This is a genomic window from Mucilaginibacter sp. 21P (genome assembly GCF_019331605.1).
GTDB classification, from domain to species: domain Bacteria; phylum Bacteroidota; class Bacteroidia; order Sphingobacteriales; family Sphingobacteriaceae; genus Mucilaginibacter; species Mucilaginibacter achroorhodeus.
Genome location: NZ_CP063061.1, coordinates 3,234,596 through 3,261,554 on the forward strand (window position 1 = coordinate 3,234,596; position 26,959 = coordinate 3,261,554).

Genomic DNA, 26,959 nt, shown 5'->3' on the forward strand with positions numbered 1-26,959 from the left:
CGTTTAGCTAAATCTGCAATATTACTTGGAAGTGTTAATCGCTATTTTTCTCACGCTCTTCTTCCAGTAATTGATTAACTTCTGCCAGTTGCTCATTGGTAGCATGTAACTCTTCGTTCATAGACTGTAATTCTTCGTTGGCAGCTGTTAATTCTTCATTAGTAGTTTCGAGTTCTTCCTGTTGGTGCTGAAGCAGTTGTTTAGCTTTAACAATCTCCGTAACATCATTAACAGTAATCAGCACTGATTCAACTTTGTCATTTACATCAAAAAGCGGGTCATAGCTGAAATCGGCAAAGCGGGTTTCCTGTTTTCCGTTTTCTTTGATAATTAGTACCGCTTCTTCTAAAGATGTAACCTGGTTGCCGTTGCCTAACACTTGTTTAGCTCTTTTAACAAAAGGTTGCCCTTCAAACTCCGGTACAGCAGTAAGTATAGATTTACCCATCACATCATTTTCAACCCGCCCCCATAATTTCAAAAGCGATTGGTTTATTATTTCAATAGTCAGATCATCGCCTTTTAAGATACAAAGGCCGGTTGGTGTGTTGGCTATGATGCGATTTAGGCGATATTCGCTATCTGATAATTCCTTTGTGCGGCGGGTTATTTTATTTTCAGTTTCAGAACGTTCGGACGATAGCTCATCCTGTGTAACTCTTAATGCATGTTCAGATACCTGCAGTTCCTTCTCAGATTGCTGCTGCTGTATTAGCATTGCAGCCTCGTTTCGTCTGCTTTCTAATATATTAGCCTGGTCTTCAACATGGATAGTTACATTGTGTGTAGTACAGGTAATATAAACTATGCTGTTATTCTCATCAATAATAGGATATAGTTCAACCTGCCACCAACGCGGTGAAGAACCGGCGCCACCCATTAGATCAAAACGAAATATAGGTAATTTGATCTCGGCAGAATGACGCAGAACATCTTCAAGGCCTTGCTTTAATTTTTCTGCAGAGAAACTCCCGGCAGCATCGGCCTTAAAAAAATCCCATACGCTACGTCCTTTAAGCTGCTCTTCTTTGTAGCCCGTAGCTTGCTCATAAGCTGAATTAATAGATACTACGGTGAATGTAGGATGGTCTGGTTTTAAAATTATACGCGGTTCAGCCAATTGATCAAACAGCGCGCGAAACAGGTATTCCGTCAAATGTATTGAGTTGAAAATTACTTTCTTTTATATTCAGCAGCGGCAATTATGCTATAGTAAATATTCGTTATAAAATATCGTCTAAGAGAAATGTAAAAATAATACTTGTATTCTACACTACCAAACCTGGGCCGTACTTACAAAAACAATGTAGTTGTAAGTTATTACAAATTGGTTTCTTTAAAACCAACATTTTATCCCATTTTGCAGACCATGACCGATTATGCGGAACTCCTAAAACAACTCCAATTACAAGTTGATTCTTTGCAGGGGGAAAACCTTGAGCTTAAGCGCAGTCAAAGAAAGGAAATTGACAGCAGGGATATTAATGATGCTGCCAGCGAAATGCTGCGCATTAACCAGTTACGTTATCGTACAATTTTTGAGAATTCTTTACTCGGTAATAAGATCATCGGTTCAGATCTCAAAATTTTGCAAGTGAACCAAGCCCTCGTAGATATGCTGGGCTATCAGTCTAAAAATGAAATCACCGGTAAAATTATAATTGAATTTGCACATCCCGATTATGCGGGCGATTGGCAGATATTGCAACAAAGACTTTGGAGTAAACGTTTACCTTCATTTAATTTAGAGACCCGTTTGGTTAAAAAAAATGGTGAAAGCATTTGGGTAAATGTGATTTCAATGCTTTTTAGGGATGGTAATGACATGCTTGGTTTTACTACTATTGAAGATATTAGTGATCGCCGGTCGGAATTTGATGTGCTTCGGATGCGCGAGGAAAATTTCAGGACCATTACCAACATCATTCCACAACAGGTGTTTACGGCCGCACCCAACGGTAAGCTTGTTTTTGTGAATAAACAAGTTTGCGATTATCTTGGTAAGACTGATGCCGAGATCATACAAAAAGGATGGGATGAGTCAATTCATCCGGAAGATGTTGAAAAATGTAGAGCGGCATGGTCAACATCGGTACAAAGCGGCAAAGATTTCACTATTGAATTTAGGCTGAAGAATGAACAAGACGATTATCGTTGGTTCCTGGGGCGTGCCACCGCTTTGCGCAACGATGAAGATAGTATAACACTTTGGTTAGGCACAAATACAGATATACAAGCGCAAAAGGATAATGAGCATCGCAAAGATGAGTTTTTGAGTATTGTAAGCCATGAACTTAGAACGCCTTTAACAAGCATTAAACTTTATAACCAGCTTTCTCAAAAAAATGGTTCGCCCGAAAAACAAGCAGAGTTTACTTCGAAATCCAAATCTCACATAATAAGGCTTGAGCGTTTAATTACGGATCTGCTTGATGTTTCGCGTATCAATGCAGGGAAAATGACCTATAATATCGAAACATTCGATTTTGACAAGTTGATAAAGGAAACGGTGGATTCTCTACAATTACTAAATAACAACCACGAGTTGGTTGTTCAGGAGTGTGACCCCATAGAGATAAAAGGCGATAAGCACAGGATAGAACAAGTCTTAAATAATCTGATCTTAAATGCTATCAAATATTCGCCGGATGCAACACAAGTTATTATTAATAGCAAGGTAATTAGTGATTCTATAATTGTGTCTATACAAGATTTTGGTATAGGCATAAAAGAGAAAGACCTAACCAGATTGTTTGACCGATACTACCGGGTAGATAATTCGTCCATGCGATTTGATGGATTAGGAATGGGACTGTACATAAGCGCAGAGATATTAAAACGCCATAATGGTAGCTTGTGGATAGAAAGCGAACCGGGAAAAGGATCAACATTTAACTTCTTGCTTCCTATTAACGGCGAACGTAATTTGACTGTTGTAGACACAGATAACAAAACCTTTTACAGCGCTAACTTTATTGAAGTAAGATACAACGAAGAAAAGGGTTGGTTAGAAACCGAGTGGCTGGGCTATCAAAACCTCGAATCCGTTAAAAAAGGTTGTATGGCCATCCTGGAAATGGTTAAAGCTGCTAAATACACACAGATATTAAATGATAATACATTGGTGAGAGGCAACTGGTCTGAAGCTGCCGACTGGGGAGCATCTTTTTGGTTCCCGGCTTTGCGTGAAGCGGGTTTAAAGCAATTTGCCTGGATTTATTCGCCCAGTGCATTTAGCCGTCTCGCAGCCGACAGAAGCGTGCAAACAGATCTTGGTGATTTTCAAACGCATTTTTTTACCGACAAAGAATCTGCTGAGGAATGGTTGGGAAGACAAAAAATGTTTGATCGGGTTTAAGTATCAGTTATTGAGAAAATGTTCAGAACAGAAGAAGTGCTAAGTCTAAGTCGTTGTAGATAAAAAAGCGCCACAACATAATTGCTGCGGCGCTTGAATTTAGCTTAGTTAGTTTCTTGTAAAGCGGCTTCGTTGATAGCCCCCGCTGCTTGCGTCAGCAATTGGTCTGCCTGTTTCTCTTCTTCTAAAGTTTGTTGCAATAATTCAACTGCATCAGTAAAGCCAAGCGTGCCTGCTAAAGCGCAAAGAGTACCGTATGATGCTATTTCATAGTGCTCTACCTTTTGCGCTGCCGAAATAATTGCAACATCTCTAACCTCCGTACCCTTTTCGGTCTCTTTCATCAACTCATCAGCTTCTTTTAAAAGTCCGTCCATGGCTTCGCATTTTACAGCTTTAGCTTTTTCTCCGATAGATTCAAATACCTGCTCAAGGCGAACAACCTGATTCTCGGTTTGGGTTAAATGTTCCTGAATGGTGTTTTTCAACTCATCAGAGGTAGCGTTTTTCATCATCTTGGGTAATGCTTTCACCAAGTGTTGCTCTGCCCAATAGATATCTTTTAATTCGTCAATAAATAGTTCTTTAAGGGCGCTCTCCGCTTCAGGTTTGCGGCCGCTTAATTGCTTTTCAGCAGCTTTAGTTTTCGTAGGCATGGTAGTAAATGTTTAAAATTTATAATTAATAACGGCGAGTTGATTACTAACCCGTTATAAACTTTAAACCTTAAAGCTCTAAATAAGTTTCAAATATTTTATAAATAAGAAACAAAATAAGTTAAAAGTAAAATATTCAATACCAAAGTCCCACCTCATTCAAAGCATAGACAGTACATCAATGGATGATGTTAAGAAATAACAGCTGATTGAAAGTTCTCCTTTAGAAAATCTAACGGGCCGTTAAGGATGTTTGTATCGTAAAGTTCGGTCTCTGCCAGAAATTCCGGCGAAAGCTGGTGAGAAAGTATTTCGTTGATCTTTTCGTTTTCACGCATCATACAATCTGATAGGTTCAAATAATCGTAAAGATGTATGTGCTGTAGCCCAAGGTCAGGTTGTAATACGCGGTTAAAAATACTGTCCAATAGATTTAGCACTGGCTCTACAGCTTCCGCAGAGTCGGTTTCACCTGATGCTACAATAACATCGCGCATAAGTATTGCTTTAGCACGTAGTTGGAAAATAGCTCTATCTAATAAAGCTTCAAGCTCGGGCTTAATGTGGTGGATCTTTAATTCTTCTAAACGCTCTATCAATAGCGAAGCAATATAATAGCTTCTGTTTACGAATGAAATGTAATTTTCTCTGCCCGACTTGTTTTCCATTTTAATGGTGCCTTTTAGCACTAACGTGCTAATACAGGCAAAGTTATATAAGATGTGTAAACAAATATATATATTATTGAATATTAAAGGTTGAGCGGTAACCTTATTATTCCCAAAAGCGTTAAATTGCTTAGCCTTTTGATGATAACCTAAATAAATGTTCGCACATTATCTTGAACCGCTTAAGCGTGAAATACTGTCCGCCGCTAATATTGGCAAGATAAGGTTAACCGACTGTTCCTTACTGGCAAAGAGTATCTTTAGGCAAACCGGCCTTAAGATAAGCGATCTTACACTACAGCGTATGTTTGGTTTTTTAGAGGGAAAATTTGAACCTTCTTTGTACTCACTAACAGCCTGCGCTCAATTCTGCGGATTTACAACGTGGAATGAATTTCAGAACAAGGTTGATGAAAGCAATATAGAGGTGGCTAAACCTAAGCCCAATATTGATGAGTCGCTTGTTACTGTGATCATGAATATGGATAATCCGTTGGTTATTGTGAGCACCGATGCTCCGGATTTTACTATTTTAACTTACAATAAGGCGTTTGAAAGGTCAACCTTTCTAACTAAGCGGGACGTGCGTGGAAAAAGCTGGTGGGAGGCCTTTAAACCGGAAGATGCCGGCGGCTACGGGCCTACACAATTATTGCAAGCATTTCATGATGCGGTGTATAGAAATGAACCGGTAAAATTAGAGCAGGTACACTACAACATTCCAACTAAGCTTTCTGTAACAACGGAAATAAATTGGTGGAATGTTAGGGTACAGCCTATAAAGTATGATGGGGTTGTAAACTATCTGGTAATACAAGTTGATGATGTTACGGACAAAATTCTTGACCAGAATGCGATAGAACAAGCCATATTTAAAGAACTTACACAAGCCGAAGAACTCGCGGTTACTAATGTAAAGTTGAACAAGGTGATAGAACGGCTTGAAGAAAGCCACCAGGAGTTGTTTCAAACAAAGCAACAACTCGAAGGCTGGGTTTTTGAGCGTACTAAGAAACTTTTTGAAAGCGAAGACAGACATCGGAAATTAATAGATAACGCACCTGTTGCTATCGCTGTTCTTAAAGGAAAAGAGCATATTATTGAGACCGCCAATAAAAAAATACTTGAATATTGGCACAGGGACAAAGATGTTGTTGGCCGATCTCTTGGTAAAACGTTTCCTGATTTAGTAGAACAGGGGTTTATAGCTATTCTGGACGACGTACATTCAACCGGTGTCGCTTATGTGAATCCCGAACTGCGCGTGATCGTAAATTTCGAAGGAAGAACTTTTGCAAAGTATTTTGACATGATCTACCAACCCATCCGTCACCAAGAAGGTATAACAGACAGTATTTTCATCGTTGCGTTTGATATTACGGAGCAGGTGAATGCCCGTAAGGCACTTGAAGAATCAGAATCGCTGTTGAACATGGCAGTAAATGCCGCAAACTTTGGTATATGGTCCTTGAATATCAATAGCCGTGCAATAGTCTCCAATACGATCTTTAAGCAGTTATTAGGATGGCAGCACGACCATGAAATGAGCTACGAAGAAGCGTTGGGGTTGATTAATGAACCGTATTTAACAAAGGTGGCTGATGCAGTAGAGCAGGTGATTGCCGATGAAGGTTTACTTCACGTTACTTATCAAACCAAACGCTTTGATAGTGGTAGCGTAATCTGGATGAATGTTATTGGCCGTGTAACTTCAAACTTGGTAGGGGAAAGGGTGCTCTCAGGCATTATCAGAGAAGTAGAGCAACCGATTGCAAATTAATGATGCTTATTTCTTAATTAAAATTGTTAGGCAGGTAGGAACTGCTCAGATAATTAAGCGGCTTAATTTCCTTTGTGGTTATCATCCATCGCAATAACAAGGGTGCAAGCGTCATTATTGCAGCCTCAAACTCCGCCTTCAACTTACTTGAATTAACTTTGGTCCAAAGCGTGGTGCCGCTAATTTTTTGTAATAGTATGAAATGCTCGTCCGGTCTAATTATAAGACAATAAATACCGTCGTTCTCAGTTTCGTGGTAAAATGAAACTTCAAAGGGATAGTGTTTATCAAGCTTAAGTTTTAGGTCGTCCATATAGCTTTTTGGAATATTTACGAAACGTCGCTATTAACAGATTTTAAAAATCAGTTAAAATTTCACTTTTTTTTTCATTTAACAGTAGACCTATCTGACACACGCCATGCCGCGTTTCTAAACGTTATAAATAGCTATCCTTTTGCCAGGTTTTTCGTGGACACTGCCTCATCTCAGTAGCCTTTGGGTTTATTTTATCAGCTTACAGGCTTTTGCCCTGCTGTAACGGGTATAATCACCGTTATAGTAATGGAGTTATTTCAGCATTAAGCTTTCCCACGACTGATTGATCTTAAGTTAAAACTAAACTTCCTGTAATGGGAAGGATAATAGCTGCAATTGCTTCCCACCATGACGAGCGCAATTTCCAGGCATCCCTCAAAATTTTACTTTGGAAATAAAAAAAAGGGTTTGATGTAAACGAGCGTTCTATTAATGCCTATTGTTAAGAGAAACATACAACATGTAGTTTTAACAGACAGTTTTTAAAAGAGCCAATACATTAAATTACATTTTGGCTAATTGTTATTCTATTTGATTTATAGGTAAATAAAATTATTATTATTAATATATAAATTTATTTAGTAGTTAAATTTATTGTGGCGTTCGGTTTGGTTACTTTATGGCACAAACACCCACACATGCAAAACAAACTAAAGGTATTTACGTGGCACATCCACGGCAGTTATCTGTTCTATCTATCTCAGGGAAATTACGATATATATATTCCCACAAAACCAGAAAAAACAGAAGGTTACTACGGTAGGGGCGAAACCTTTCCTTTCGGAAACAATGTGATAGAAATACCCGCCGAGGAAGTAAAGCATCAGACGTTCGATTGCATAGTATATCAAACTAACAACAATTATTTGACCGACCAATACGAGATACTTTCAGAGGAACAACGCAAGCTGCCTCGTATATACATAGAGCACGACCCGCCGCGCCAGCATCCAACCGATACCAAACATGTGGTAGATGACCCCAAAGTTACGCTGGTGCACGTTACACATTTCAACCGTTTAATGTGGGATAGTAACAACACGCCGACACGTGTAATTGAACACGGCGTTACGGATAGCGGTGTTGTTTACAAAGGTGATTTAGATAAAGGCATTGTAGTGATCAATAACCTGCCGGCGCGTGGCCGCCTGTTAGGTTACGATATATTTATGAATGTTCGTAAACATGTACCGCTTGATTTGGTGGGCATGGGTACAGGAGACCTTGGACTTGGTGAGGTGCTGCATCCGCAGCTGCCCGAATTTCAAAGCCGTTACCGTTTCTTTTTCAACCCGATCAGATATACCAGCCTTGGACTGGCCATTTGCGAAGCCATGATGATGGGCATCCCTGTTATAGGTTTAGCTACAACAGAGCTATCAGCGGTGATAGAAAATGGTGTATCAGGTTTTATCCATACAGATGTGGATTACCTGGTAGAGAAAATGAAACTTTTAATAAGAGAGCCGGAACTGGCCCTCGAAATAGGTAATAATGGCAGAAAGGTAGCTATGCAGCGCTTTAACATTGAGCGTTTTGCCAACGATTGGGAACAACTTTTTAACGAAGTGACCAATACTCACGTACCCGAAGTCCTAATCACAGCATCATGAAATATCAAACGAAAAGGATCGCAATGATAAGCGATCATGCTTCGCCGCTTGCAAATCTTGGCGGAGTTGACACCGGTGGGCAAAATGTTTATGTTGCCCAATTAGCCAGGCAATTGGCAATACAGGGCTACCTGGTTGATGTGTTTACACGTAAAGATGACGCTAATTTGCCGGATGTTGTTAACTGGGTTAACGGTGTACGCGTGATTAATATAGAAGCCGGTCCGGTGGCTAATGTACCCAAAGAGGAACTTTTACCTTATATGAAAGTCTTCAAGGTCAATATGCTTAAGTTCATCAGGGTTGAGGGAATAGAATATACGCTGGTGCATGCAAACTTCTTTATGTCGGCATTGGTAGCCATGGGGATTAAACAACAATTAGGCGTACCATTTGTGGTTACGTTTCATGCACTTGGGCATGTAAGACGCATTCATCAAAATGATGCCGATAAATTTCCTGTTGAGCGTTTAGCCATCGAAGAACAGGCTGTGAAAATGGCCGACCAAATTATAGCAGAGTGCCCGCAGGATAAAGAAGATCTCATTAATTACTATAACGCTAATGAAGACAAAATTTCAATTATACCGTGCGGGTTTAGTCACAATGAGTTTTCGCCTATGGATAAGCAGTGTGCACGCAGGATATTAGGCTTGCCACAAGATGAGCATATCATATTGCAGCTGGGCCGCATGGTGCCGCGCAAAGGCGTTGACAATGTTATTGAAGCGTTGGCCGGCGTAAAAACTAAAAATAAGCAGGTTAGGCTGCTGATTGTTGGCGGAGAATGTGAAAAACTGGAAGAAGAAACCTGCCCTGAGTATGCGAGGCTGCTAAACGTTGCCCGGAAACATGGTGTTATCGAGCAGGTAATATTTGCAGGCCGCAAAAATCGAGACAGGCTTAGATATTATTATGCTGCCGCTGATATTTTTATCACTACACCATGGTACGAGCCGTTTGGAATTACGCCACTGGAGGCCATGGCCTGCGGAACGCCGGTGATAGGATCCAACGTTGGCGGTATAAAATACAGTATTAAAGATGGCGAAACTGGTGTATTAGTAGAGCCTCATAATCCGCAGCAGTTAGCGCAGGCTTTAAACGAACTGCTTAGCGATGAGATGCTGCTTAGTGATATGAGTGAGAATGCAATTGAACATGTTAATTGCTATTTCACCTGGGAAGACGTTGCCAATATGCTTAAGAAGGTTTACCGAAACATTGCACCGGTTACACGTTTAGTTCAAAAACAATCGCAGGCTGCTTAATGAAGAATAAAGCAATCTTTCTGGATAAAGATGGCACGCTGATCCCTGATATCCCTTATAATGTCGATTCGCAATTGATAACCCTTCAGGCAGATGCTATTGAAGGGTTGAAGCGGTTACAAGCCGCTGATTATCTGTTTATTGTTGTGTCCAACCAATCCGGCGTAGCGCGTGGCATTTTCGAGGAGAACATGTTAGAAGGAGTGGAGCAACGAATACGGCAAATGTTATCAGCGCAAGGTATTGAACTAATCGCTTTTTACTATTGTCCGCATCATCCCAAAGGTATTGTCCCTGGTTTTAACACCGATTGTAACTGCCGTAAACCCGAGCCGGGCATGCTATTCACCGCAGCAGTGGAACACCATATCGATCTGGGAGCTTCATGGATGATAGGAGACATCCTTAACGATGTCGAAGCAGGTAACCGCGCTGGCTGTAACACGGTTTTAATAGATAACGGTAATGAAACGGAATGGGTATCCGGCCATCACCGGGTGCCGACAGTAATTGCCAAATCAATTGATGAGGCTGCGATACTGATGTTAAAATCAAACCAACATGAATTGGCAGGGCTGTAAGAACATCCTCTGCATCCGCCCGGACAACATGGGCGACTTGATCATGTCCGGGCCCGCTATTCGTGCGCTTAAGAAAAGCTTTGGTGCTCGTATAACCTTGCTTACCTCAATAATGGCTAAAGGTATTACGCTGATGATGCCCGAGATTGACGAAGTAATGGTGTATGATGTGCCTTGGGTTAAGACTGCAGAAATCGAGGACACAAAAGCGTTCTATGACGTAATTGCCGATATTAAAAATAAAAACTTCGATGCTGCGGTTGTTTTTACCGTTTATAGCCAAAACCCGCAACCTACGGCTATGCTTGCTTACCTGGCAGGCGTACCTCAAATATTAGCATACTGCCGGGAAAATCCATATCAACTCATTAATAATTGGGTGCCCGATAAAGAACCTTATGAGCTTATAAAACATCAGGTTAAGCGCGATCTTGATCTGGTAGCTGCGGTGGGCGCTTACATTGACGATGATGATTTAAGCCTGGATGTAGATAATGATCTATGGCCGGCTATCAGTAACCGAATAAGTAAGCTTGGTGTGGATTTAGCGAAGCCCTGGCTATTGATTCATCCCGGTGTAAGCGAGTCAAAGCGGGAATATCCATTTGAGCTTTGGGTTGAGGCGGGTAAAAGGTTAGTGAATGATGGCTATCAACTTATTGTTACGGGCGCCGCGAGCGAAAAGCAATTCGCCGAACACTTAGCAGACGGGATAGGGACGGGTTGCTACTCCGCAGCAGGATTATTTCCTCTGAATGAGTTTGCTTGTTTGGTTAAACATTCACCTTTGCTGGTGTCTGTAAATACCGGCACCATCCATATAGCAGCTGCAGTTAGTACGCCTGTGGTTGTGCTTTATGCGCAAACCAATCCGCAGCACACGCCCTGGAAAGTGCCGCATGTAGTTTTACCATTTGCAGTGCCTGTTCAAATGCGCAGTCGCAATGAGGTTATAGGGTATGTAGACAGAAAATTATATGATCGCCCGGTGCCAATGCCGAATGCAGGCGATATATCAAATGCTGTTACACACTTGCTTAATCCGCAAGACTTACCAGTTCAACCGTCTCCCGGAATACCAGATGAAAATCCGGGGATTGCAGCCAGTTGATGGTGCGATGAACGCGCGTATCCAAGGGTCCCCACCTATGAGGTTCACCATCCATACTGATCACAATGCTTGGTGTTTTGAACGCAGATGCGATATGCGAGACACCCGTGCAATTAGATATAAGCATTGCAGCGTTTTGTATCAATACACCAACTGCCCCCATTGAAGTTTTGCCTGCTGTGTTAATAGGCTCATGCCTCATAAGGCTTATCACCTCATCAATAATACCACCTTCCTCTTTTGTGCCGGTAAGTACCGCTTTGTATCCTTCGTCTATACAGTAATCAGCCAAGGTAGCAAAATATTTCACCGGCCATTGGCGGTAGCTTCCCCTTGAGCCGGGATGGATGCAAACATATGTTTTAGGTTCAATATCTAACTGCAAAGCATCTAACGCGTCGTAATCCGCGGTTGTCAACGGATACTCTAACTCATTGCCTTGTGATTCAATGCCAAGGAATTCCATCAGGCGGATATGCCGGTCAATCTCGTGGCCCTCGTTAGGGTAAGTCATAAATAAGCCGTTGTCAGGTGCATAATGCCCATCGATTTTGTAACCTGCTGTGTATTTCGCGCCGAATAGCTCAACCATTGGATTAACTACAGAGCCATTACCCTGCATTTGTATCGCAAGATCAAATTTTTCATCCTGCACTTCTTTTAAAAAACCGGTAAACGCAGCTTTATCAAGTTCCTGTTCAGGCAAACCGGGATAGCCGGGAAAATGAATGAAGTTATCAAAATACTGATTAAATCTTTCAGTAAGCGATTTACCCCAAGGCAAACCAATCAAAGTGATCTGTGCATTTGGGTAAGCATTTCGTAAAGCTCTCAACGCGGGTATAACACAAAGCATATCACCCAATTGAAGGGCGCGGAATATTGCTATCTTCTTTATTTCGAAGGGAGGAATTTTCATATTGATCAGATAAATAAAACGCGATATTTAATTGCTCCATACCATTGCCAAAAAACCGAGGCAAATGGGATAATAATTGATGTATAAACCATTTCTACAACATGGCTCACGGCCAGGCTGGTATTTTTTAATCTTTTATAAGTGAGCAATGCAGTTAACCCGGCCCATCCAGCGAAACCCACGGTGAATAGGGTGTGATGTTGGGTGATCCATCCGGCTATCATCATTAAAAAAGCTGCGATAATGCAATAGTAAAATACCGGCGTTTTTTGGCGGATAAGTCTATCGTACAAGTCCTGGTGCTTTTTATAAAGCAAAGCATTATACATCGTCTTTTTCTGTTCCTTAATGCTCACGCCCCAGGGGGATGCCCGTACCGGGTGCACAACAATTGCGCTGTCAACCTTGGTTATTGGGACGTTATTATAAATGAATTTAAAATGCAGGTCGCTGTCTTCTCGCCAGGCAATTTCAAATTCTTCATCAAAGCCGCCAGCCTTTATCAGTGCTTTTTTTGTACAGGCGCAGTTAGCGGTAATAAATTCTGCTGTTTGCAGGTGCGCAGTGTTTTGCTCATGATCGGTAGGTCGGCCGCTTATGGGCACAATTACTCTTCCGGTTATTGCAATTTCCTTTTGCGGATCACAGTGGGCAACTATTTGTTGCAGCCAATGTGCATTAGGCAGGCAGTCGTCGTCAGTAAAGGCAATGATGCTGCCTTTGGCATTTAACCACCCGTAGTTACGCGCACCTGCGGGTCCTTTTTTTTGAGGGAGTGGCAGGTACTTTATCTGTGGATGATCGTAAAGCGACCATTGGTTTATAACAGCTTTTGTTGGTTCATCAGGCCCGTCACTTACCACAATTATCTCGTAGTGATGCCTGTCAAACTTTTGCTGAAGCAACGCCTTCAAACAATTAGCTAAGAGCTTCGGCCGCTGATATGTCGGTATTATTATAGATACGGTTACCATTTTCTTTTTCAATAACAAATGACGCAATGACCAATGCATCAAACGGGGACGACCAAAAACATTCTACCGCATCGCGTGGCGTGCAAACTATCGGTTTGCCCAGGGTGTTAAATGAAGTATTCACTAACACCGGCACCCCTGTTTTGCGTTCAAAGGCTTTTAGCAAGTCGTAGTAATCTTTATGCTGTTGTTGGTTAATGGTTTGGATGCGGGCAGTTCCGTCTGTGTGCCTTACAGCTGGTATCTGATCAGCCTTCTCTTCGTTAACATCATAAACAAAGAGCATGAATGGGGAGTACTCTGCATTGTTAAACCATTCGCCAGCTTTTTCCTGTAATACAACTGGCGCCACCGGGCGAAAGTCTTCGCGGTCTTTTACCTCATTCAACCTCGCCTGCATGGCCGGATTGATAGGTGATGCTAATATAGAGCGGCTGCCCAAAGCACGCGGACCAAATTCCATGCGTCCCTGGTACCAGCCAATGATCTTGTCCTGCGCCAATAGCTCGGCAGTTTCTTCTGCAATATTCGCAAGTTTGCGGTATGGCAACTTCCAAAGCTTTAATTGCTTTTCAATTTCAGAATCGCTGTACTGCGGCCCCCAATAGCAGTGATCCATCACAAAAGATTTTTCATCGCTTTTGCGTTGTTGTGCATCAACCCATAGCGCTGCACCAAGCGCGGTACCATCATCGCCGGATGCAGGCTGTACCCAAATGTTTTTAAAGAAACCTTTGTCGCGGATGCGTGCGTTTGCGACGCAGTTTAGTGCTACGCCACCGGCAAGGCAAAGATTTTCTTCCTTGGTCTCTTCATGTAGCCAGGCGGTAAGCTCAAGCATGGCTTCTTCTAAAACCAGTTGCAGCGAGTGCGCTACGTTAAAATGGTGCTTAGTGAATTCCTCGTGGCGTAAGCGTTTCGGGCCAAAACGCTCAGTTAAGTTTTGATTGTCGATGGTATACTGTCCGTTAGCGCCCATCTGCACTATCTCACGGAAATCGTTTACAAACTCCGGCTTGCCGTAAGAAGCTAAAGCCATCACCTTGTATTCATCGCTTGAGTGCAGAAAACCGAGGTGAGTGGTGACATCCTCATACAATAATCCTAACGAATGCGGCATATTTACCTGGCCTATCCTGTCCAACTGCTGGCCGCGGCCAATATTATATGTTGTGGTTGCCTGTTCACCACGGCCATCAACCGTCATTACGGCTGAGGTTTTAAACGGTGAGCAATTGAATGCACTTGCAGCATGCGAAATATGATGCTCCACAAAATGCCATTTATCACGACCAATATTACATCCTGTAAAGCGCAATTGTAAGTGATGCGGCCAGCCATCCCTGAGTTGTGCTGGTGCATTTATAATTGATGAAAGGAATAACGGTTCCCAAGGATTGGCAAAGTCATCGTTCAGGTGCGAACGGCCCTCTTCAAAAGGAATCTCAATGGTTTCTTTACCACGGTAATTTTCACCTATTAGCAAATAAGGATCAAATGAATATGCTATATTATCTATTTCGTTGATATGAATGCCTGCAACCTTTAAGCAATAATCTATTGCGTGGAATGGAAGTTCCCAGGTTGAAAATGGTACTGGGCGTTTGCCATGTTTGTAATGGGTAAAACGTTCTTCTTCTGTGGCGGCAAGCAAAATGCCATCTTTTAATAAACATGCCGCAGAATCATGGAAAGCTGCATTAACTCCAAGTGTATACATTCAGGTAGATATAAGTGCTTTTTAAGCCTCCAAATGCATAGTGTATTTGGTACGCAGTCAATTAAGAACATAATGAATTATGTTAAGTTTTAAATAAATAAATTTTCTTAAAATGATAATTAATTAAAACTATAAAGAATTACAAGGTTTTGTAATTACTGAAAACTTAAAGAAAAAATTATGAAAGCAGCCGTATTTCACAAACCTGGCGACATCAGATACGATACCGTTGAGGATCCGAGAATTGAGGACTCCCGTGATGTTATCCTCCGCGTTACATCTACAGCTATTTGCGGCTCCGACTTGCATATCCTAAGCGGCGGTGTGCCGCAAAAAGAACCTATGGTAATGGGGCATGAGTTTATGGGCATTGTTGAGGAAGTAGGCAGCTCCATTACCAATCTTAAACGCGGTGATAGGGTGGTAGTACCTTTCCCTATTGCTTGCGGGCATTGTTTTTTCTGCCAGCATGATGCATCACCTGCTTGCGAAAATTCAAACTATAAACATTATGGCCCAGACGGCGACATGCTCGATCAGAAAGGTGCTGCCTTATTCGGATATACCGACCTGTATGGAGGTTACTCGGGTGGGCAGGCAGAGTATGTGAGAGTTCCTTATGCAGACATTAGTCCGAGGGTAGTGCCTGATAACCTAAGTGACGAGCAGGTGCTTTTCTTGACGGATATATTTCCTACGGGATGGTCGGCAATTGACTGGGCCGCACTTAAGGGCGGCGAGGTTGTTGCCATTTTCGGCTCAGGTCCGGTAGGCTTAATGGCACAAAAGGCTGCATGGATAAACGGCGCAAGCAGGGTTATTGCTATTGATCCGCTTGATTACCGTTTAGAACGTGCACGGGCGGTTAACAAAGTTGAAACCCTGAACCCGCACAACGTTGATGTTGTTGAAGCAATTAGGGAAATGACAGGCGGCCGCGGTGCAGATGTATGCGTAGATGCTGTAGGTTTTGAACCTGAACGCAGCATTGTAGATAAAGCAAAGGCCCTTATCAATTTTGAAGTAGGCAGTATGAAAGTATTGGACCTTGCGTTCAAAGCTGTTCGTCGTATGGGTACCGTATCAGTAGTAGGCGTATATGGTTCTACTTACGATAACTTCCCTTTCCATCGCTTGTTTGATAAAGGCATCACCCTTAAAATGGGACAAGCACCGGTGATAAATTACGTAGATCACCTGATCAACCTGGTTAAACAAGAGAAAGTTGTTCTGGATGATATTATCTCGCACACGATGCCTTTAAGCGAGGTTACCAAAGGTTATGATATGTTCCAGAAGAAAGAGGACGACTGTGTTAAAGTGGTTTTAAAGCCATGGGAATAAACAAATAATAGAAAGCATATTTACATAACAATGTCTAACGAAAACAAAATGACCCGGCGACAAGCGGTTGCCGGTTTAGGAACCACATTGGCGGCTGTTGTTGCAGCCCCGGCATTAGGTAACACTACAAATAATACGATGGAAGCAAAACCACTTGAAGATCCCACAACAAAGTATCCTAAACCACCTTTTATGGAGCAGAGCCAACCATGGCCAGGCTTAGCGAGCAAAATGAACCCAAGACCTGATCATGGCGAAACAAGCTACAAAGGTTCGGGCAGATTAAAGGGTCGCAAGGCGCTAATTACCGGTGGTGACTCAGGGATGGGCCGTGCTGCTGCTATAGCTTATGCCCGCGAGGGTGCTGATGTTGCAATAAACTACCTGCCCGCAGAAGAGCAGGATGCGCAGGAAGTGATCGCCTTGATGAAAAAAGAGGGTGTAAAAGCTGTTGCTATCCCGGGCGATCTGAGGGATGAGAATTTTTGTAAACGAATGGTTGATGAAGCCGTAAAACAATTAGGCGGATTGGATATCCTGGTGAACAACGCAGCCCGCCAGCAAACCCGTAAAACCATCCTTGATGTTAGCAGCGAGGATTTTGATGCTACGATGAAGACCAATATCTATGCGCCGTTCTGGACTATTAAAGCCGCAATGCCGCATTTAAAGCCGGGTTCGGCAATTATTGGTACCACTTCAGAGCAGGCCTATGATCCATCACCGGATCTATATGATTATGCGCAAACCAAAGCTGCCACCATGAACTACGTTAAATCTTTAGCTAAACAGTTGGCGCCAAAAGGTATACGCGTAAACGGCGTTGCTCCCGGACCGATATGGACTCCGTTGCAAGTAAGTGGCGGTGCTACTATGGAAAAACTGAAACAGTTTGGCGGCCAAACGCCAATGGGCAGGCCCGGTCAACCGGCAGAGCTTGCATCAATATATGTACAATTAGCTGCAGCCGATGCAAGTTATGCAACTGGCCAGGTTTATGGCTCAGCAGGTGGCGGTGGCCAGCCATAATTAATTTTAGGTGTGTTTTCTGCTCAATAAAATAGCTGCGTACTTAATTGTGCGCAGCTATTTGCTTTTGATTTAAGCGGTGATCTCGGTACTTATTTTCAACCGTGCCTCGCGAGCAGCTGCAACCATATTTGCGATCGCGGCTTTGGTTTCGGGCCATTTGCGGGTTTTAAGTCCACAGTCTGGGTTTACCCAAAGGTTTTTCGGAGGCAAAAGTTCCGCAGCTTTGGTAAGCAACGCTACCATTTCTTCGGCAGTAGGCACGCGCGGCGAATGTATATCGTATATACCGGGGCCAATCTCATTCGGATAATCAAAACTGGCAAAGGCTTGCAGTAATTCCATTTGCGAGCGCGATGTTTCAATGGTGATCACATCTGCATCCATTTGGGCGATATGTTCGATAATGTTGTTAAACTCGCTGTAGCACATATGGGTGTGTATCTGCGTTTCATCCTTAACACCACTGGCTGTTATCTTAAAGGCTTTTACTGCCCAGTTAAGATAATGCCGATGCTTTGCTTTACGCAAGGGCAAACCTTCGCGTATGGCGGCCTCATCGATTTGTATAATGCCAATGCCTGCTTTCTCCAAAGCCAGAACTTCATCGTGGATAGCCAAAGCGATCTGGTAGGCGGTGGTCTCGCGTTCCTGATCATCCCTAACGAAAGACCATTGTAATATCGTGACAGGCCCTGTAAGCATTCCCTTCATTAATTTTTTAGTTTGCTGGGCTGCAAATGTTATCCATTTAACGGTCATATCTGCAGGGCGACTAACATCACCATAAATTACTGGCGGCTTAACGCAGCGGCTGCCATAGCTTTGTACCCAGCCATTTTTTGTAAACAGGAAACCATCCAACTGCTCACCAAAGTATTCTACCATGTCGTTACGCTCAAACTCGCCATGCACCAGCACATCTAATCCAACTTCTTCCTGCCAGCGTATCACGTCAATGGTTGCTTGTTTAAGTGCCTGTTCATACTCATCTTCGGTTATTTCGGCTTTCTTAAAACGGGCACGTAATTGCCTGATATCATCTGTTTGTGGGAATGAGCCGATTGTTGTTGTAGGTAGGGTAGGCAAAGCAAAACGTTGTCGTTGTATGTGCTGCCTGGTCACAAAGTCGCTCGCTCTGTCAATGTCTACGTTTGTTATAGCTGCAACGCGTTCTGCCACTTTAGGGTTGTTCACCCTGTTCGAGTTACGGCGGCTTTTTATGGCCTCAGTATTTGCCACTAAAAGTTCAGTATTACCTTTGGTTATCAGTTTCAATTCACGTACCTCGTCTAATTTTTGCTTTGCAAAGGCCATCCAGCTTTTGGCTTCTGGATCTAAGGCAGTTTCCAGCTCAAGATCAACCGGGCTGTGCAAAAGAGAGCAAGAAGGGGCTATGATCAACCTGTCGTCTCCTATCTTTTCAATGGCATTTTTTATGAAGCTTAATGAGCGTTCATAGTCGTTCTTCCAAACGTTGCGGCCATCTACTAACCCTAATGATAACTGAAGTCCGGCTGGGATAGCTTCAAGTACATCTTCCAGCTGTTCAGGAGCACGCACGAGGTCAATGTGGAGAGCAGCAATAGGCAGGTTCACGGCCAAATGAGTATTCTCCAGCAAGCCCTCAAAGTAAGTTGCCACCATTATTTTTACGTCGCTTACACGGTTAGCAATGTATCGGTAGGCGAAGTTTAAGGCATCTTTTTCTTTATCGGAAAGATCAAGCGATAATATCGGTTCGTCCAATTGTATCCAGGTAGCACCCTGTTGTTTAAGTCGGTTTATAATTTCCACGTAAACAGTTACAAGGTCCTTCATCAGATCTATACGATCGAAACCTTCCTGCTTTTCTTTACCAACAAATAAATAGCTTACAGGACCTAATAGTACAGGTTTGGCTTTGTTGCCAAGCAAGTGCCTGGCCTCGGCAAACTCTCCAAATATCTTTTCAGAGAAGATGCCGAACTTTTGCTTTGCCTTATATTCCGGTACAATGTAATGATAGTTTGTATCAAGCCATTTGGTCATTTCCATAGCGGTAATATCCAGGCCGTTTTGCTGATAACCACGTGCCATGGCGAAATACAGGTCTGTCTCCGTGTTTCCTTTGATCTGCGAGAGAACAGGGGCATATCGCTCGGGGATATTGCCGAGCAAAAGGCTCATATCTAAAACCTGGTCGTAATAGCTAAAGTCGTTGCAGGGTATCAGGTCTATTCCTGCCTGTAGTTGGGTATTCCAATTTTCTTCTCGGATGCTGCGCCCCAACTGGTGCAATTCCTTAAGGGTGATCTTGCCGGCCCAATAGTTTTCGCAGGCTTTTTTTAGTTGACGATGACTACCAATACGCGGATAGCCTAAATTTTGCGTAAGCATTTTCAATAAGTTAATGATGAAAAAATAAATGCTGCAGACAAAGCTTTATAACGCAAAACGGCAGGATAGGGCAGGCAAAACACTTATCGATAACGGGAGTTTACCGAGGTAATATTATGCGAAGACCTTTTTGCCTTATTCCGCGAAAGCATTTGTCTATCCGGTAGAGGCAGGTATCCTGGCTTGTAACATCTTTACCGCCCTTCCCAACAGCAATAGCAGTCAGTGAGCATCAATTGGTAAAAACTTTTTGGTTACTTACAGTTGCGCGACAGCCCGTGATTTACACACGGTTCCCTTTTAATCCCGGCGTTTGCCGGAAACCATTATCGGTTAATAAAGAACTATGAATTGATTAAACAAAACGGTGTAAAGCTAAATACAAGGTTTTAATTACTGAAAAATGTAATTAAATAAGTGTTAAAGAATAAAAATTTTAGATTTGTCAGTAAAATAATCTTTAAATAAATTATTTAGCTAACGTTAGCCGTGAAATATTCTTCAAATGAACCATTAGACGATATTGATATACAGTTGTTAAAACACCTTGGACAGGACTCCAACATAGCAACAAAAGACCTTGCGGCCAAAGTGAACCTTTCACCTTCGCCGGTTTTTGAGCGTTTAAAACGATTGGAAGCGTCTGGTTATATTAAAAAATATATTGCCGTGCTTGATGCCGAGAAGTTAAATTATGGCCTGATGATATTTTGCAACATCAAATTAAAGCAACACGACAAGGCTATAGGCAGCGATTTTGTGAAAGACGTTATGCAACTTAAGGAAGTAGTTGAGTGCTATAATATATCAGGCGATTATGATTTTCTACTTAAGGTTTATGCGCGAGACATGAAGCACTATCAGGATTTTGTTTTTAATAAATTAGGTTCTGTTAAAAGTATTGGCAGTACGCATAGTACATTTGTAATGTGCGAAAACAAAAATACGCACAACATAAATCTATAATATGCAAAAGTTAGAGTGCCCCATTGATGGGGTAAGGATAGATGAAACACGGGTTAGACTGATAGCTTTCTTTGTTGTTGCCTTTGCCATAGCAATCATTTTTACAGCAAACCCGGTAGTAGCGGGTGTATTATTTCTCGACTTTTTGCTCCGAAGCCTTAACTATGGCAAGTACAGTCCACTTAATATTTTGGCCGGGAGCATTGCGACTTCCCTTAAGCTCAAGAGCCGGTTTGTTGACCGCGGGCCAAAGCGTTTTGCAGCCTTGATGGGTACTGTAATATCAGGACTTTTGTTTGTGGGGTTGATGTTCGGCTTTAAGCCGCAGTCACAAATTATCGCCGGTTTGCTGGTGGTTTTTGCAAGTCTTGAGTCTTTTGCGGGGATTTGCGCCGGCTGCTACATTTACACATGGACCAAACAACTCAGGCCGAGGTAATACCTCCATTTAAATTGTAGTGGAAGTTAATACAATTGTATGCCTCCTTATCCAAAAGTATAATATTAAAAATATCACTATGTAAATGGTGATATTAAAGATCTCGTGGTGGTAGGTAAAGTACTGCTGTTGGTTTGGATAAACTTTGAGTAACAATGCTAATCCGCTTATTCTAAACACGTTCAAAACGTAAACCGTAAGCACTGTAAATATTAATAACTTACCCTTAGCTTTCCATTCTGCAGGGAATGCAACGCAGAAAGCAATCAGGAAACTCATTACGCCAAGCCCAAGGCAATCGTAATTTACCATCAGTATAGGGCCATCAATAATCATTAATTCTGTAGCGTTGTGATATGCTATAAATCCGAAAGCCTTGATGATCCAGGTGCTTGGTATAATGAGGATGTTTCTAAGCCCTTGTATATAATTAAAATGTTCCGCAACAAATGGATGATAAAAACGACCGCCAGGCGAAGTAGCGCTAAACATAAATTTGTTGCCCTCGCTCAAAAAAAAATAAACTAAAAAAAGTTTAGCTACAAAGATCAACGCAATCTTGTTTCCCCTTTTTTTTCTTTCGGACACTGTTGATTGATTATCCATCAGGTGCGTAAATCCAATTTCATTTGAAGTGTTAAAACTAATACCACTATTTGTTAAATACAACTCGGACTACGCTTTCTTTTAAATTCGTTAATTGTACCTATCAAAGCTCAATCCGTCATCAACATGCCATTTTGTATTTGAAATTTTTGTTTAATTTAAATGTTTAACATTTTTGTCAAACAATGACGACGCGAGATACAGGTACTGAACAACTTATTAAAGACACTGCGAAACAGGTTTTCTTTAAAGAAGGCCGTTTGCATGCTACTACCCAAGACATAGCTGATGCTGCCGGTGTTAACAGAACATTGGTCAATTATTATTTCCGGTCAAGAGACGAATTAATAAGGCAAGTTTACGAAGAGGGTATGGACGATATGGATAATCGCTTGTCGCAGATAATGGAAAGCGATATTCCTTTCAGGGAGAAGATTGAAAGTTTTATTGATGTTTTTATGGCAGATTCTATGGAGTATCCCTATCAGGAAACTTTTTTGATAACCGAGATGAACACCAACAGCAATTTGCATAACAAACCGGATATGAATCTGAAAGTTGAAAATTTTTCAGCGCAGATTCAGAAAGAGATAGATGATGGTCGCTTACCAAAAATGGATCCTATTCATTTTGCAATGAACATGTTTTCGCTGATGATCTACCCGCTTATCATGAGGCCGCTATACAAGCAGCTTTATAACCTCACCGATGAACAGTTTACCAAGCTTATGCTGGAGCGTAAAGACATTACCTGCAAAATGCTTTTTGGCAAGCAGTAACAAAATAAAATCTAAACAATCAAACAGATTACTCACAAACATGCACTCACATACATCCAAAATCACCATGAAAGCAAAAGCTTCGATACTTGCCGGCATAAGTTCGGCAGTGCTGCTATTAGCTGCTTGTGGCGGCAACCAGCAGGGGCAGCCCGGCGCCGGCGCGCAACCACCTCAAAGTTTCCCGGTATTTAAAGTAGAACAAAAAGATGCTACCATTAACACAGATTATCCCGCAACGCTGCAAGGGCAGCAAAATATCGAGATCCGTCCGAAGATCGACGGTTACATCGAAAAGATCTACATTGACGAAGGTAGCGTGGTTAAAAAGGGTCAGCTGTTATTTACTATAAACGCACCGCAGTACGCGCAGGAGGTTAACACAGCGGCGGCAGCAATCAGCAGCGCAGAGGCAGATGTTAATGCTGCGCAGTTACAAGTTAACAAAACTCGCCCGCTGGTAGAAAAAGACATCATCAGCAAGTTCGAATTGGAATCAGCAGAGCTAACACTTCAGTCGCGCAGAGCAGCGCTGAAACAGGCCAGGGCAACGTTGGCTAATGCAAAAACCAATATATCTTACACACAGGTTACAAGCCCTGTAAATGGCGTGGTTGGCGCAATACCCTACAAATTAGGAAGCCTGATCAATAGCAACACGGCTGAACCACTCACCACCGTATCAAATATCGGTAAGATATATGCTTATTTCGCGCTTAATGAAAAACAATTGCTTGATTTTTCAAGACAGTACAAAGGTTCATCTCTCGATGTTAAACTAAAACAATTGCCGCCGGTGACACTGATACTTGCAGATGGTACGGAATATCCTGAAAAAGGTAAGGTTGAAACTGCCAACGGATTGATCAATACTGCTACAGGTTCATCGCAGCTACGGGCTACGTTTGATAATCCTGTAAGGCTTATCCGCAGTGGTGGTAGCGCGGTTGTGCGCATACCGCAGCCAATTAAAGGCGGCTTACTGGTTCCGCAAAAATCAACTTATGAATTGCAAGGCAAACGATTTGTTTACGTAGTGGATAACAGCGGCAAAGCAAAATCAACCGAGATCAAAACTATGGATGCTCCGTCGGGCCAGTACTTTGTAGTAACTGATGGGCTTAAGGACGGTGAAACGGTTGTATTTGATGGCCTTGCCAACATGCACGATGGTATGGTAATTAAACCTGATACCAAAGCCGGCGAAGGTGCCTACAACGATCTGAAATAGTTTTTTACGCAACTGTGGGATCTTCCGCAGCACAACAAAATATTTATGTTACGTAAATTTATTGAACGGCCGGTATTATCTACCGTTATATCGGTCATCATAGTAATATTGGGTATAATAGGCCTAACATCGCTGCCTATTTCTGAATATCCTGAAATTGCACCCCCGACCGTACAGGTTTCAGCAGCATACAATGGTGCAAACGCCGATGTGGTAATGAATAGCGTTATTGTTCCGTTGGAGGAACAGATAAACGGTGTGGAGAACATGACCTACATGACCTCTAAAGCCGGTAACGATGGTTCTGCTACAATTACTGTATATTTCAAATTGGGTACCAACCCCGATCTGGCGGCTGTGAACGTGCAGAATCGGGTTTCAAAGGCTACACCTTTATTACCAGCCGAAGTTACTAAGGCAGGTGTCACCACCAGTAAGCAACAGAGCAGCATGGTGATGGTGTTTGCCCTTAAAAGTTCCAACAAATCATACGATCAAACTTTCTTGCAAAACTACGCCAACATTAACGTGGTGCCGCTGGTAAAACGTATCAACGGCGTGGGCGATGCATCAGCATTTGGTACGCAGGATTATTCTATGCGCATTTGGTTAAAACCTGATGTGATGGCCACTTATGGTTTAATACCAAGTGATGTTAGCAACGCGCTTGCTGAGCAGAACATTGAAGCTGCACCCGGTAAACTGGGTGAAAATAGTAACCAATCTTTTGAGTATGTTTTGAAATACAAAGGCCGTTTGAAAAAGCCTGTGGAGTTTGAGAACATCATCATTCGTTCGGCCAAAGGCGGCCAACTGCTTCGTCTGAAAGATGTTGCAAGGGTTGAGCTCGGGTCACTTACTTACAACAGTGAAACGGTAACTAACGGCGAGCCATCTATAGCTTTAGCCGTTTACCAATCGGCCGGTTCAAACGCTTATGAAATGATCAAGGAAGTACAGCAAACGTTGGACAACGCTGCCAAAAGCTTCCCGCAAGGTGTAAGTGTTTACACCATATTCAGCGCGAACGAATTTCTGGATGTGTCGATCGAAAAGGTAATCCATACGCTGATCGAAGCATTCATCCTGGTTTTCATTGTAGTATTTGTCTTCCTGCAGGATTTCCGCTCTACTTTGATACCGGCTATTGCAGTGCCGGTGGCCATTGTGGGGACATTTTTCTTCTTAAAGCTATTCGGCTTTACCATTAACCTGCTTACACTGTTTGCGCTGGTGCTGGCTATTGGTATCGTGGTGGATGATGCCATCGTGGTGGTTGAGGCGGTGCACGCTAAGCTGGATAAAGGTGCAAGATCGGCACGGAAAGCAACGATAACCGCCATGAATGAGATAAGCGGGGCCGTGATTTCCATAACGCTGGTAATGGCCGCAGTGTTCATCCCGGTATCGTTTATAACAGGGTCATCGGGGGTCTTTTACAAACAGTTTGGTTTAACGCTTGCTATATCTATCATCATATCGGCAGTTAACGCGCTAACGCTTAGTCCGGCGCTATGTGCATTGTTGTTAAAACCTCACAATGAAGGCGAACATAAAACAGGTTTACTAAATCGTTTCTATGGTGCATTCAACACAGCTTTTGATGCTGTTACAGAGAAATATAAACGTTCAGTAAGCTTTTTATCTGTTAAGAAATGGATAGCGGTATTAGGTATTGCTGTATTTGCCGGTTTGTTTTGGTTTTTGCTGAAGACCACACCAAGCGGTTTCGTACCAGATGAGGACCAAAGCTTTATTATGGCCGATATCAGTCTGCCACCTGCTTCTTCTTTAGAGCGAACAATTGCAGTAGCCGAGAAAGTTACAAGTGTGGTGCGTTCCCTTCCCGAGGTAGAATCAGTCACCCGCATTGGTGGCGTTGGGTTATTGAGCGGTGCAGGTGGTTCATACGGTATCTTGTTTATCAAATTAAAGCCTTGGGGCGAACGGGAAGGTAAAGAACATACTGTAAGCGCGGTTACCGGCAAAATGTTTGGTATGACGGCTGGTATTAAGGAAGCAAAGATCATCTTTTTTGCGCCGCCATCTTTACAGGGTTTTGGTAACAGCAGCGGTTTTGAAGTGGAATTGCAAGACCGTACAGGCGGCACCATAGATGATTTTGTGGGCGTAAATGGGAAATTTCTTGCAGCACTTAATCAGCGCCCGGAAATACAATATGGCACCACTTTCTTTAACACCAACTTCCCCCAATATAAAGTTGATGTGAACGTTGCAAAATGTAAGGATGCCAACATTGGTGTTGATGTAGTATTAGGCACATTGCAGGGTTACTTTGGTGGCTTGTACGCCTCAAACTTTAATGAGTTTGGTAAACAATACCGCGTAATGATACAGGCTGATGCGGCTTATCGCGCAACACCTGAGAGTCTCAACCAAATCTACGTGCGCAACAATGATGGCGTTATGGCGCCAATAACCGAGTTTGTTAGCTTGCAAAAAGTTTACGGGCCGGAATCGATCAGCCGTTTTAACTTATTTACTTCTATCAGCATAACAGGTGCACCAAAACCGGGTTACAGTACCGGTGATGCCATAAAGGCTGTGCAGGAAGTTGCTGCGAAAACGTTGCCGACAGGTTATGGTTATGAATTTTCAGGCTTAAGCCGTGAAGAGATATCGAGCGGAAGCCAGACACTTTTCATTTTTGGTCTGTGTTTGATATTTGTTTACTTCCTTTTGAGTGCACAGTACGAAAGTTACATCCTGCCTTTCGCGGTATTGTTATCGCTACCGGTTGGTTTGGCCGGTGCATTTGTTTTTGCTAAAATATTTGGTGTACAAAACAATATCTATCTACAGATCACGCTCATCATGCTCATCGGCTTGCTGGCTAAGAATGCCATCCTGATCGTGGAATTTGCCGTAATGCGACGCCGTAGTGGATTAAGTATAGTTGAGGCAGCGGTTGAAGGTGCCGTGGCACGTTTACGACCAATTTTGATGACGTCCTTTGCATTTATCCTGGGCCTTGTGCCTTTGATGCTGGCCAGTGGTGCAGGTGCAGAGGGTAACCGCTCTATTGGTACAGGTGCGGTAGGCGGCATGCTTATCGGTACGGTGTTCGGGGTATTCGTAATCCCTACGCTATTTGTCATTTTCCAAACCTTACAGGAGCGCATCAGCTCTAAACGTGTAGAGGAAGATGACGACGAGGAAGATATTGAACTGGCTTAATTTATTTGCAGATAAACAAAG

Annotated in this window: 22 protein-coding genes and 1 riboswitch; of the genes, 13 read left to right on the top strand and 9 right to left on the bottom strand. The window is 42.6% G+C overall.

Features of this window, described 5'->3' with window-relative positions; all coding sequences use genetic code 11:
- Nucleotides 1-34 precede the first annotated feature (34 nt).
- Entirely contained in the window at nt 35-1,156 is a 1,122-nt protein-coding gene (locus INP83_RS14415; protein ID WP_219124801.1) for a PAS domain-containing protein, read from the bottom strand.
- 105 nt (nt 1,157-1,261) lie between these two features.
- Between INP83_RS14415 and INP83_RS14420 the strand changes: the two genes are divergently transcribed.
- Complete coding sequence (locus tag INP83_RS14420) at nt 1,262-3,358, top strand: HAMP domain-containing sensor histidine kinase (RefSeq protein ID WP_219124802.1); 2,097 nt, start codon at nt 1,262-1,264, stop codon at nt 3,356-3,358.
- Nucleotides 3,359-3,462: 104 nt separating this feature from the next.
- Here the strand turns inward: INP83_RS14420 and INP83_RS14425 are convergent, their stop codons facing one another.
- Together INP83_RS14425 and INP83_RS14430 are read right to left on the bottom strand one after the other, a co-directional pair.
- Complete coding sequence (locus INP83_RS14425; protein ID WP_219124803.1) at nt 3,463-4,014, bottom strand: ferritin-like domain-containing protein; 552 nt, start codon at nt 4,012-4,014, stop codon at nt 3,463-3,465.
- A gap of 191 nt (nt 4,015-4,205) precedes the next feature.
- Nucleotides 4,206-4,682 (bottom strand): hypothetical protein, encoded by a 477-nt coding sequence (locus tag INP83_RS14430; protein WP_219124804.1) that lies wholly within the window; start codon nt 4,680-4,682, stop codon nt 4,206-4,208.
- 157 nt (nt 4,683-4,839) lie between these two features.
- Between INP83_RS14430 and INP83_RS14435 the strand changes: the two genes are divergently transcribed.
- Complete coding sequence (locus INP83_RS14435) at nt 4,840-6,462, top strand: PAS domain S-box protein (protein WP_146271472.1); 1,623 nt, start codon at nt 4,840-4,842, stop codon at nt 6,460-6,462.
- Between the two features lie 13 nt (nt 6,463-6,475).
- On the opposite strand, the gene INP83_RS14440 is transcribed toward INP83_RS14435, so the two are convergent.
- Complete coding sequence (locus tag INP83_RS14440; protein WP_146271470.1) at nt 6,476-6,775, bottom strand: hypothetical protein; 300 nt, start codon at nt 6,773-6,775, stop codon at nt 6,476-6,478.
- A gap of 641 nt (nt 6,776-7,416) precedes the next feature.
- Here INP83_RS14440 and INP83_RS14445 point away from each other — a divergent pair.
- Genes INP83_RS14445 through INP83_RS14460 form a run of 4 tightly spaced genes read left to right on the top strand, consistent with a single transcriptional unit; the run spans nt 7,417 to nt 11,354 of the window.
- Nucleotides 7,417-8,391: a glycosyltransferase gene (locus INP83_RS14445; RefSeq protein ID WP_146271468.1), complete on the top strand. Its 975-nt coding sequence runs from the start codon at nt 7,417-7,419 to the stop codon at nt 8,389-8,391.
- A complete protein-coding gene (locus INP83_RS14450) occupies nt 8,388-9,662 on the top strand; it encodes a glycosyltransferase family 1 protein (protein ID WP_146271466.1) in 1,275 nt (424 codons plus the stop codon). Before INP83_RS14445 ends, INP83_RS14450 begins: the two co-directional genes overlap by 4 nt.
- On the top strand, nt 9,662-10,243 hold the full coding sequence (locus INP83_RS14455; RefSeq protein WP_219124805.1) for an HAD-IIIA family hydrolase: 582 nt from the start codon (nt 9,662-9,664) through the stop codon (nt 10,241-10,243). The genes INP83_RS14450 and INP83_RS14455 overlap by 1 nt, the downstream gene beginning before the upstream one ends.
- Nucleotides 10,224-11,354, top strand: coding sequence for a glycosyltransferase family 9 protein (locus INP83_RS14460; RefSeq protein WP_219124806.1), 1,131 nt, complete (start codon nt 10,224-10,226; stop codon nt 11,352-11,354). The genes INP83_RS14455 and INP83_RS14460 overlap by 20 nt, the downstream gene beginning before the upstream one ends.
- On the opposite strand, the gene INP83_RS14465 is transcribed toward INP83_RS14460, so the two are convergent.
- Genes INP83_RS14465 through INP83_RS14475 form a run of 3 tightly spaced genes read right to left on the bottom strand, consistent with a single transcriptional unit; the run spans nt 11,281 to nt 14,967 of the window.
- Nucleotides 11,281-12,273: a glycosyltransferase family 9 protein gene (locus tag INP83_RS14465; protein ID WP_219124807.1), complete on the bottom strand. Its 993-nt coding sequence runs from the start codon at nt 12,271-12,273 to the stop codon at nt 11,281-11,283. The two genes, INP83_RS14460 and INP83_RS14465, sit on opposite strands and share 74 nt — an antisense overlap.
- Before the next feature lie 5 nt (nt 12,274-12,278).
- Nucleotides 12,279-13,187 (bottom strand): glycosyltransferase family 2 protein, encoded by a 909-nt coding sequence (locus INP83_RS14470; protein ID WP_255563162.1) that lies wholly within the window; start codon nt 13,185-13,187, stop codon nt 12,279-12,281.
- A gap of 4 nt (nt 13,188-13,191) precedes the next feature.
- Nucleotides 13,192-14,967 (bottom strand): carbamoyltransferase C-terminal domain-containing protein, encoded by a 1,776-nt coding sequence (locus INP83_RS14475; protein WP_219124809.1) that lies wholly within the window; start codon nt 14,965-14,967, stop codon nt 13,192-13,194.
- 180 nt (nt 14,968-15,147) lie between these two features.
- Between INP83_RS14475 and INP83_RS14480 the strand changes: the two genes are divergently transcribed.
- Entirely contained in the window at nt 15,148-16,311 is a 1,164-nt protein-coding gene (locus INP83_RS14480) for a zinc-dependent alcohol dehydrogenase (RefSeq protein ID WP_219124810.1), read from the top strand.
- A gap of 30 nt (nt 16,312-16,341) precedes the next feature.
- Nucleotides 16,342-17,340 carry an SDR family oxidoreductase gene (locus INP83_RS14485; RefSeq protein WP_219124811.1) on the top strand — a complete coding sequence of 333 codons (999 nt, stop codon included), beginning with the start codon at nt 16,342-16,344 and terminating at the stop codon, nt 17,338-17,340.
- Nucleotides 17,341-17,412: 72 nt separating this feature from the next.
- Here the strand turns inward: INP83_RS14485 and metE are convergent, their stop codons facing one another.
- On the bottom strand, nt 17,413-19,719 hold the full coding sequence (gene metE / locus INP83_RS14490; RefSeq protein ID WP_219124812.1) for a 5-methyltetrahydropteroyltriglutamate--homocysteine S-methyltransferase: 2,307 nt from the start codon (nt 19,717-19,719) through the stop codon (nt 17,413-17,415).
- A 150-nt stretch (nt 19,720-19,869) separates the two neighbouring features.
- Nucleotides 19,870-20,062, bottom strand: a riboswitch (cobalamin riboswitch).
- A gap of 146 nt (nt 20,063-20,208) precedes the next feature.
- Here metE and INP83_RS14495 point away from each other — a divergent pair.
- Nucleotides 20,209-20,685 (top strand): Lrp/AsnC family transcriptional regulator, encoded by a 477-nt coding sequence (locus INP83_RS14495; RefSeq protein ID WP_219124813.1) that lies wholly within the window; start codon nt 20,209-20,211, stop codon nt 20,683-20,685.
- A 1-nt stretch (nt 20,686) separates the two neighbouring features.
- Nucleotides 20,687-21,124, top strand: coding sequence for a DUF4395 domain-containing protein (locus tag INP83_RS14500; protein WP_219124814.1), 438 nt, complete (start codon nt 20,687-20,689; stop codon nt 21,122-21,124).
- A gap of 9 nt (nt 21,125-21,133) precedes the next feature.
- Here INP83_RS14500 and xrtY read toward each other — a convergent pair whose 3' ends face one another.
- A complete protein-coding gene (gene xrtY, locus INP83_RS14505; RefSeq protein ID WP_370630571.1) occupies nt 21,134-21,730 on the bottom strand; it encodes an exosortase Y in 597 nt (198 codons plus the stop codon).
- Nucleotides 21,731-21,915: 185 nt separating this feature from the next.
- Between xrtY and INP83_RS14510 the strand changes: the two genes are divergently transcribed.
- The 3 genes from INP83_RS14510 (at nt 21,916) to INP83_RS14520 (ending at nt 26,938) form a co-directional block, all read left to right on the top strand.
- Nucleotides 21,916-22,509: a TetR/AcrR family transcriptional regulator gene (locus tag INP83_RS14510; protein WP_219124816.1), complete on the top strand. Its 594-nt coding sequence runs from the start codon at nt 21,916-21,918 to the stop codon at nt 22,507-22,509.
- Nucleotides 22,510-22,576: 67 nt separating this feature from the next.
- Nucleotides 22,577-23,740 (top strand): efflux RND transporter periplasmic adaptor subunit, encoded by a 1,164-nt coding sequence (locus INP83_RS14515; protein WP_255563163.1) that lies wholly within the window; start codon nt 22,577-22,579, stop codon nt 23,738-23,740.
- Between the two features lie 45 nt (nt 23,741-23,785).
- Nucleotides 23,786-26,938 (top strand): efflux RND transporter permease subunit, encoded by a 3,153-nt coding sequence (locus INP83_RS14520; RefSeq protein WP_146271437.1) that lies wholly within the window; start codon nt 23,786-23,788, stop codon nt 26,936-26,938.
- Nucleotides 26,939-26,959 lie beyond the last annotated feature (21 nt).

Bases quoted from the DNA above. Each gene is read 5' to 3' on its own strand.
- INP83_RS14425 (WP_219124803.1), bottom strand. From the start codon at position 4,014: ATGCCTACGAAAACTAAAGCTGCTGAAAAGCAATTAAGCGGCCGCAAA.
- INP83_RS14430 (WP_219124804.1), bottom strand. From the start codon at position 4,682: ATGGAAAACAAGTCGGGCAGAGAAAATTACATTTCATTCGTAAACAGA.
- INP83_RS14435 (WP_146271472.1), top strand. From the start codon at position 4,840: ATGTTCGCACATTATCTTGAACCGCTTAAGCGTGAAATACTGTCCGCC.
- INP83_RS14440 (WP_146271470.1), bottom strand. From the start codon at position 6,775: ATGGACGACCTAAAACTTAAGCTTGATAAACACTATCCCTTTGAAGTT.
- INP83_RS14445 (WP_146271468.1), top strand. From the start codon at position 7,417: ATGCAAAACAAACTAAAGGTATTTACGTGGCACATCCACGGCAGTTAT.
- INP83_RS14450 (WP_146271466.1), top strand. From the start codon at position 8,388: ATGAAATATCAAACGAAAAGGATCGCAATGATAAGCGATCATGCTTCG.
- INP83_RS14455 (WP_219124805.1), top strand. From the start codon at position 9,662: ATGAAGAATAAAGCAATCTTTCTGGATAAAGATGGCACGCTGATCCCT.
- INP83_RS14460 (WP_219124806.1), top strand. From the start codon at position 10,224: ATGAATTGGCAGGGCTGTAAGAACATCCTCTGCATCCGCCCGGACAAC.
- INP83_RS14465 (WP_219124807.1), bottom strand. From the start codon at position 12,273: ATGAAAATTCCTCCCTTCGAAATAAAGAAGATAGCAATATTCCGCGCC.
- INP83_RS14475 (WP_219124809.1), bottom strand. From the start codon at position 14,967: ATGTATACACTTGGAGTTAATGCAGCTTTCCATGATTCTGCGGCATGT.
- INP83_RS14480 (WP_219124810.1), top strand. From the start codon at position 15,148: ATGAAAGCAGCCGTATTTCACAAACCTGGCGACATCAGATACGATACC.
- INP83_RS14485 (WP_219124811.1), top strand. From the start codon at position 16,342: ATGTCTAACGAAAACAAAATGACCCGGCGACAAGCGGTTGCCGGTTTA.
- metE (WP_219124812.1), bottom strand. From the start codon at position 19,719: ATGCTTACGCAAAATTTAGGCTATCCGCGTATTGGTAGTCATCGTCAA.
- INP83_RS14500 (WP_219124814.1), top strand. From the start codon at position 20,687: ATGCAAAAGTTAGAGTGCCCCATTGATGGGGTAAGGATAGATGAAACA.
- xrtY (WP_370630571.1), bottom strand. From the start codon at position 21,730: ATGGATAATCAATCAACAGTGTCCGAAAGAAAAAAAAGGGGAAACAAG.
- INP83_RS14510 (WP_219124816.1), top strand. From the start codon at position 21,916: ATGACGACGCGAGATACAGGTACTGAACAACTTATTAAAGACACTGCG.
- INP83_RS14515 (WP_255563163.1), top strand. From the start codon at position 22,577: ATGAAAGCAAAAGCTTCGATACTTGCCGGCATAAGTTCGGCAGTGCTG.
- INP83_RS14520 (WP_146271437.1), top strand. From the start codon at position 23,786: ATGTTACGTAAATTTATTGAACGGCCGGTATTATCTACCGTTATATCG.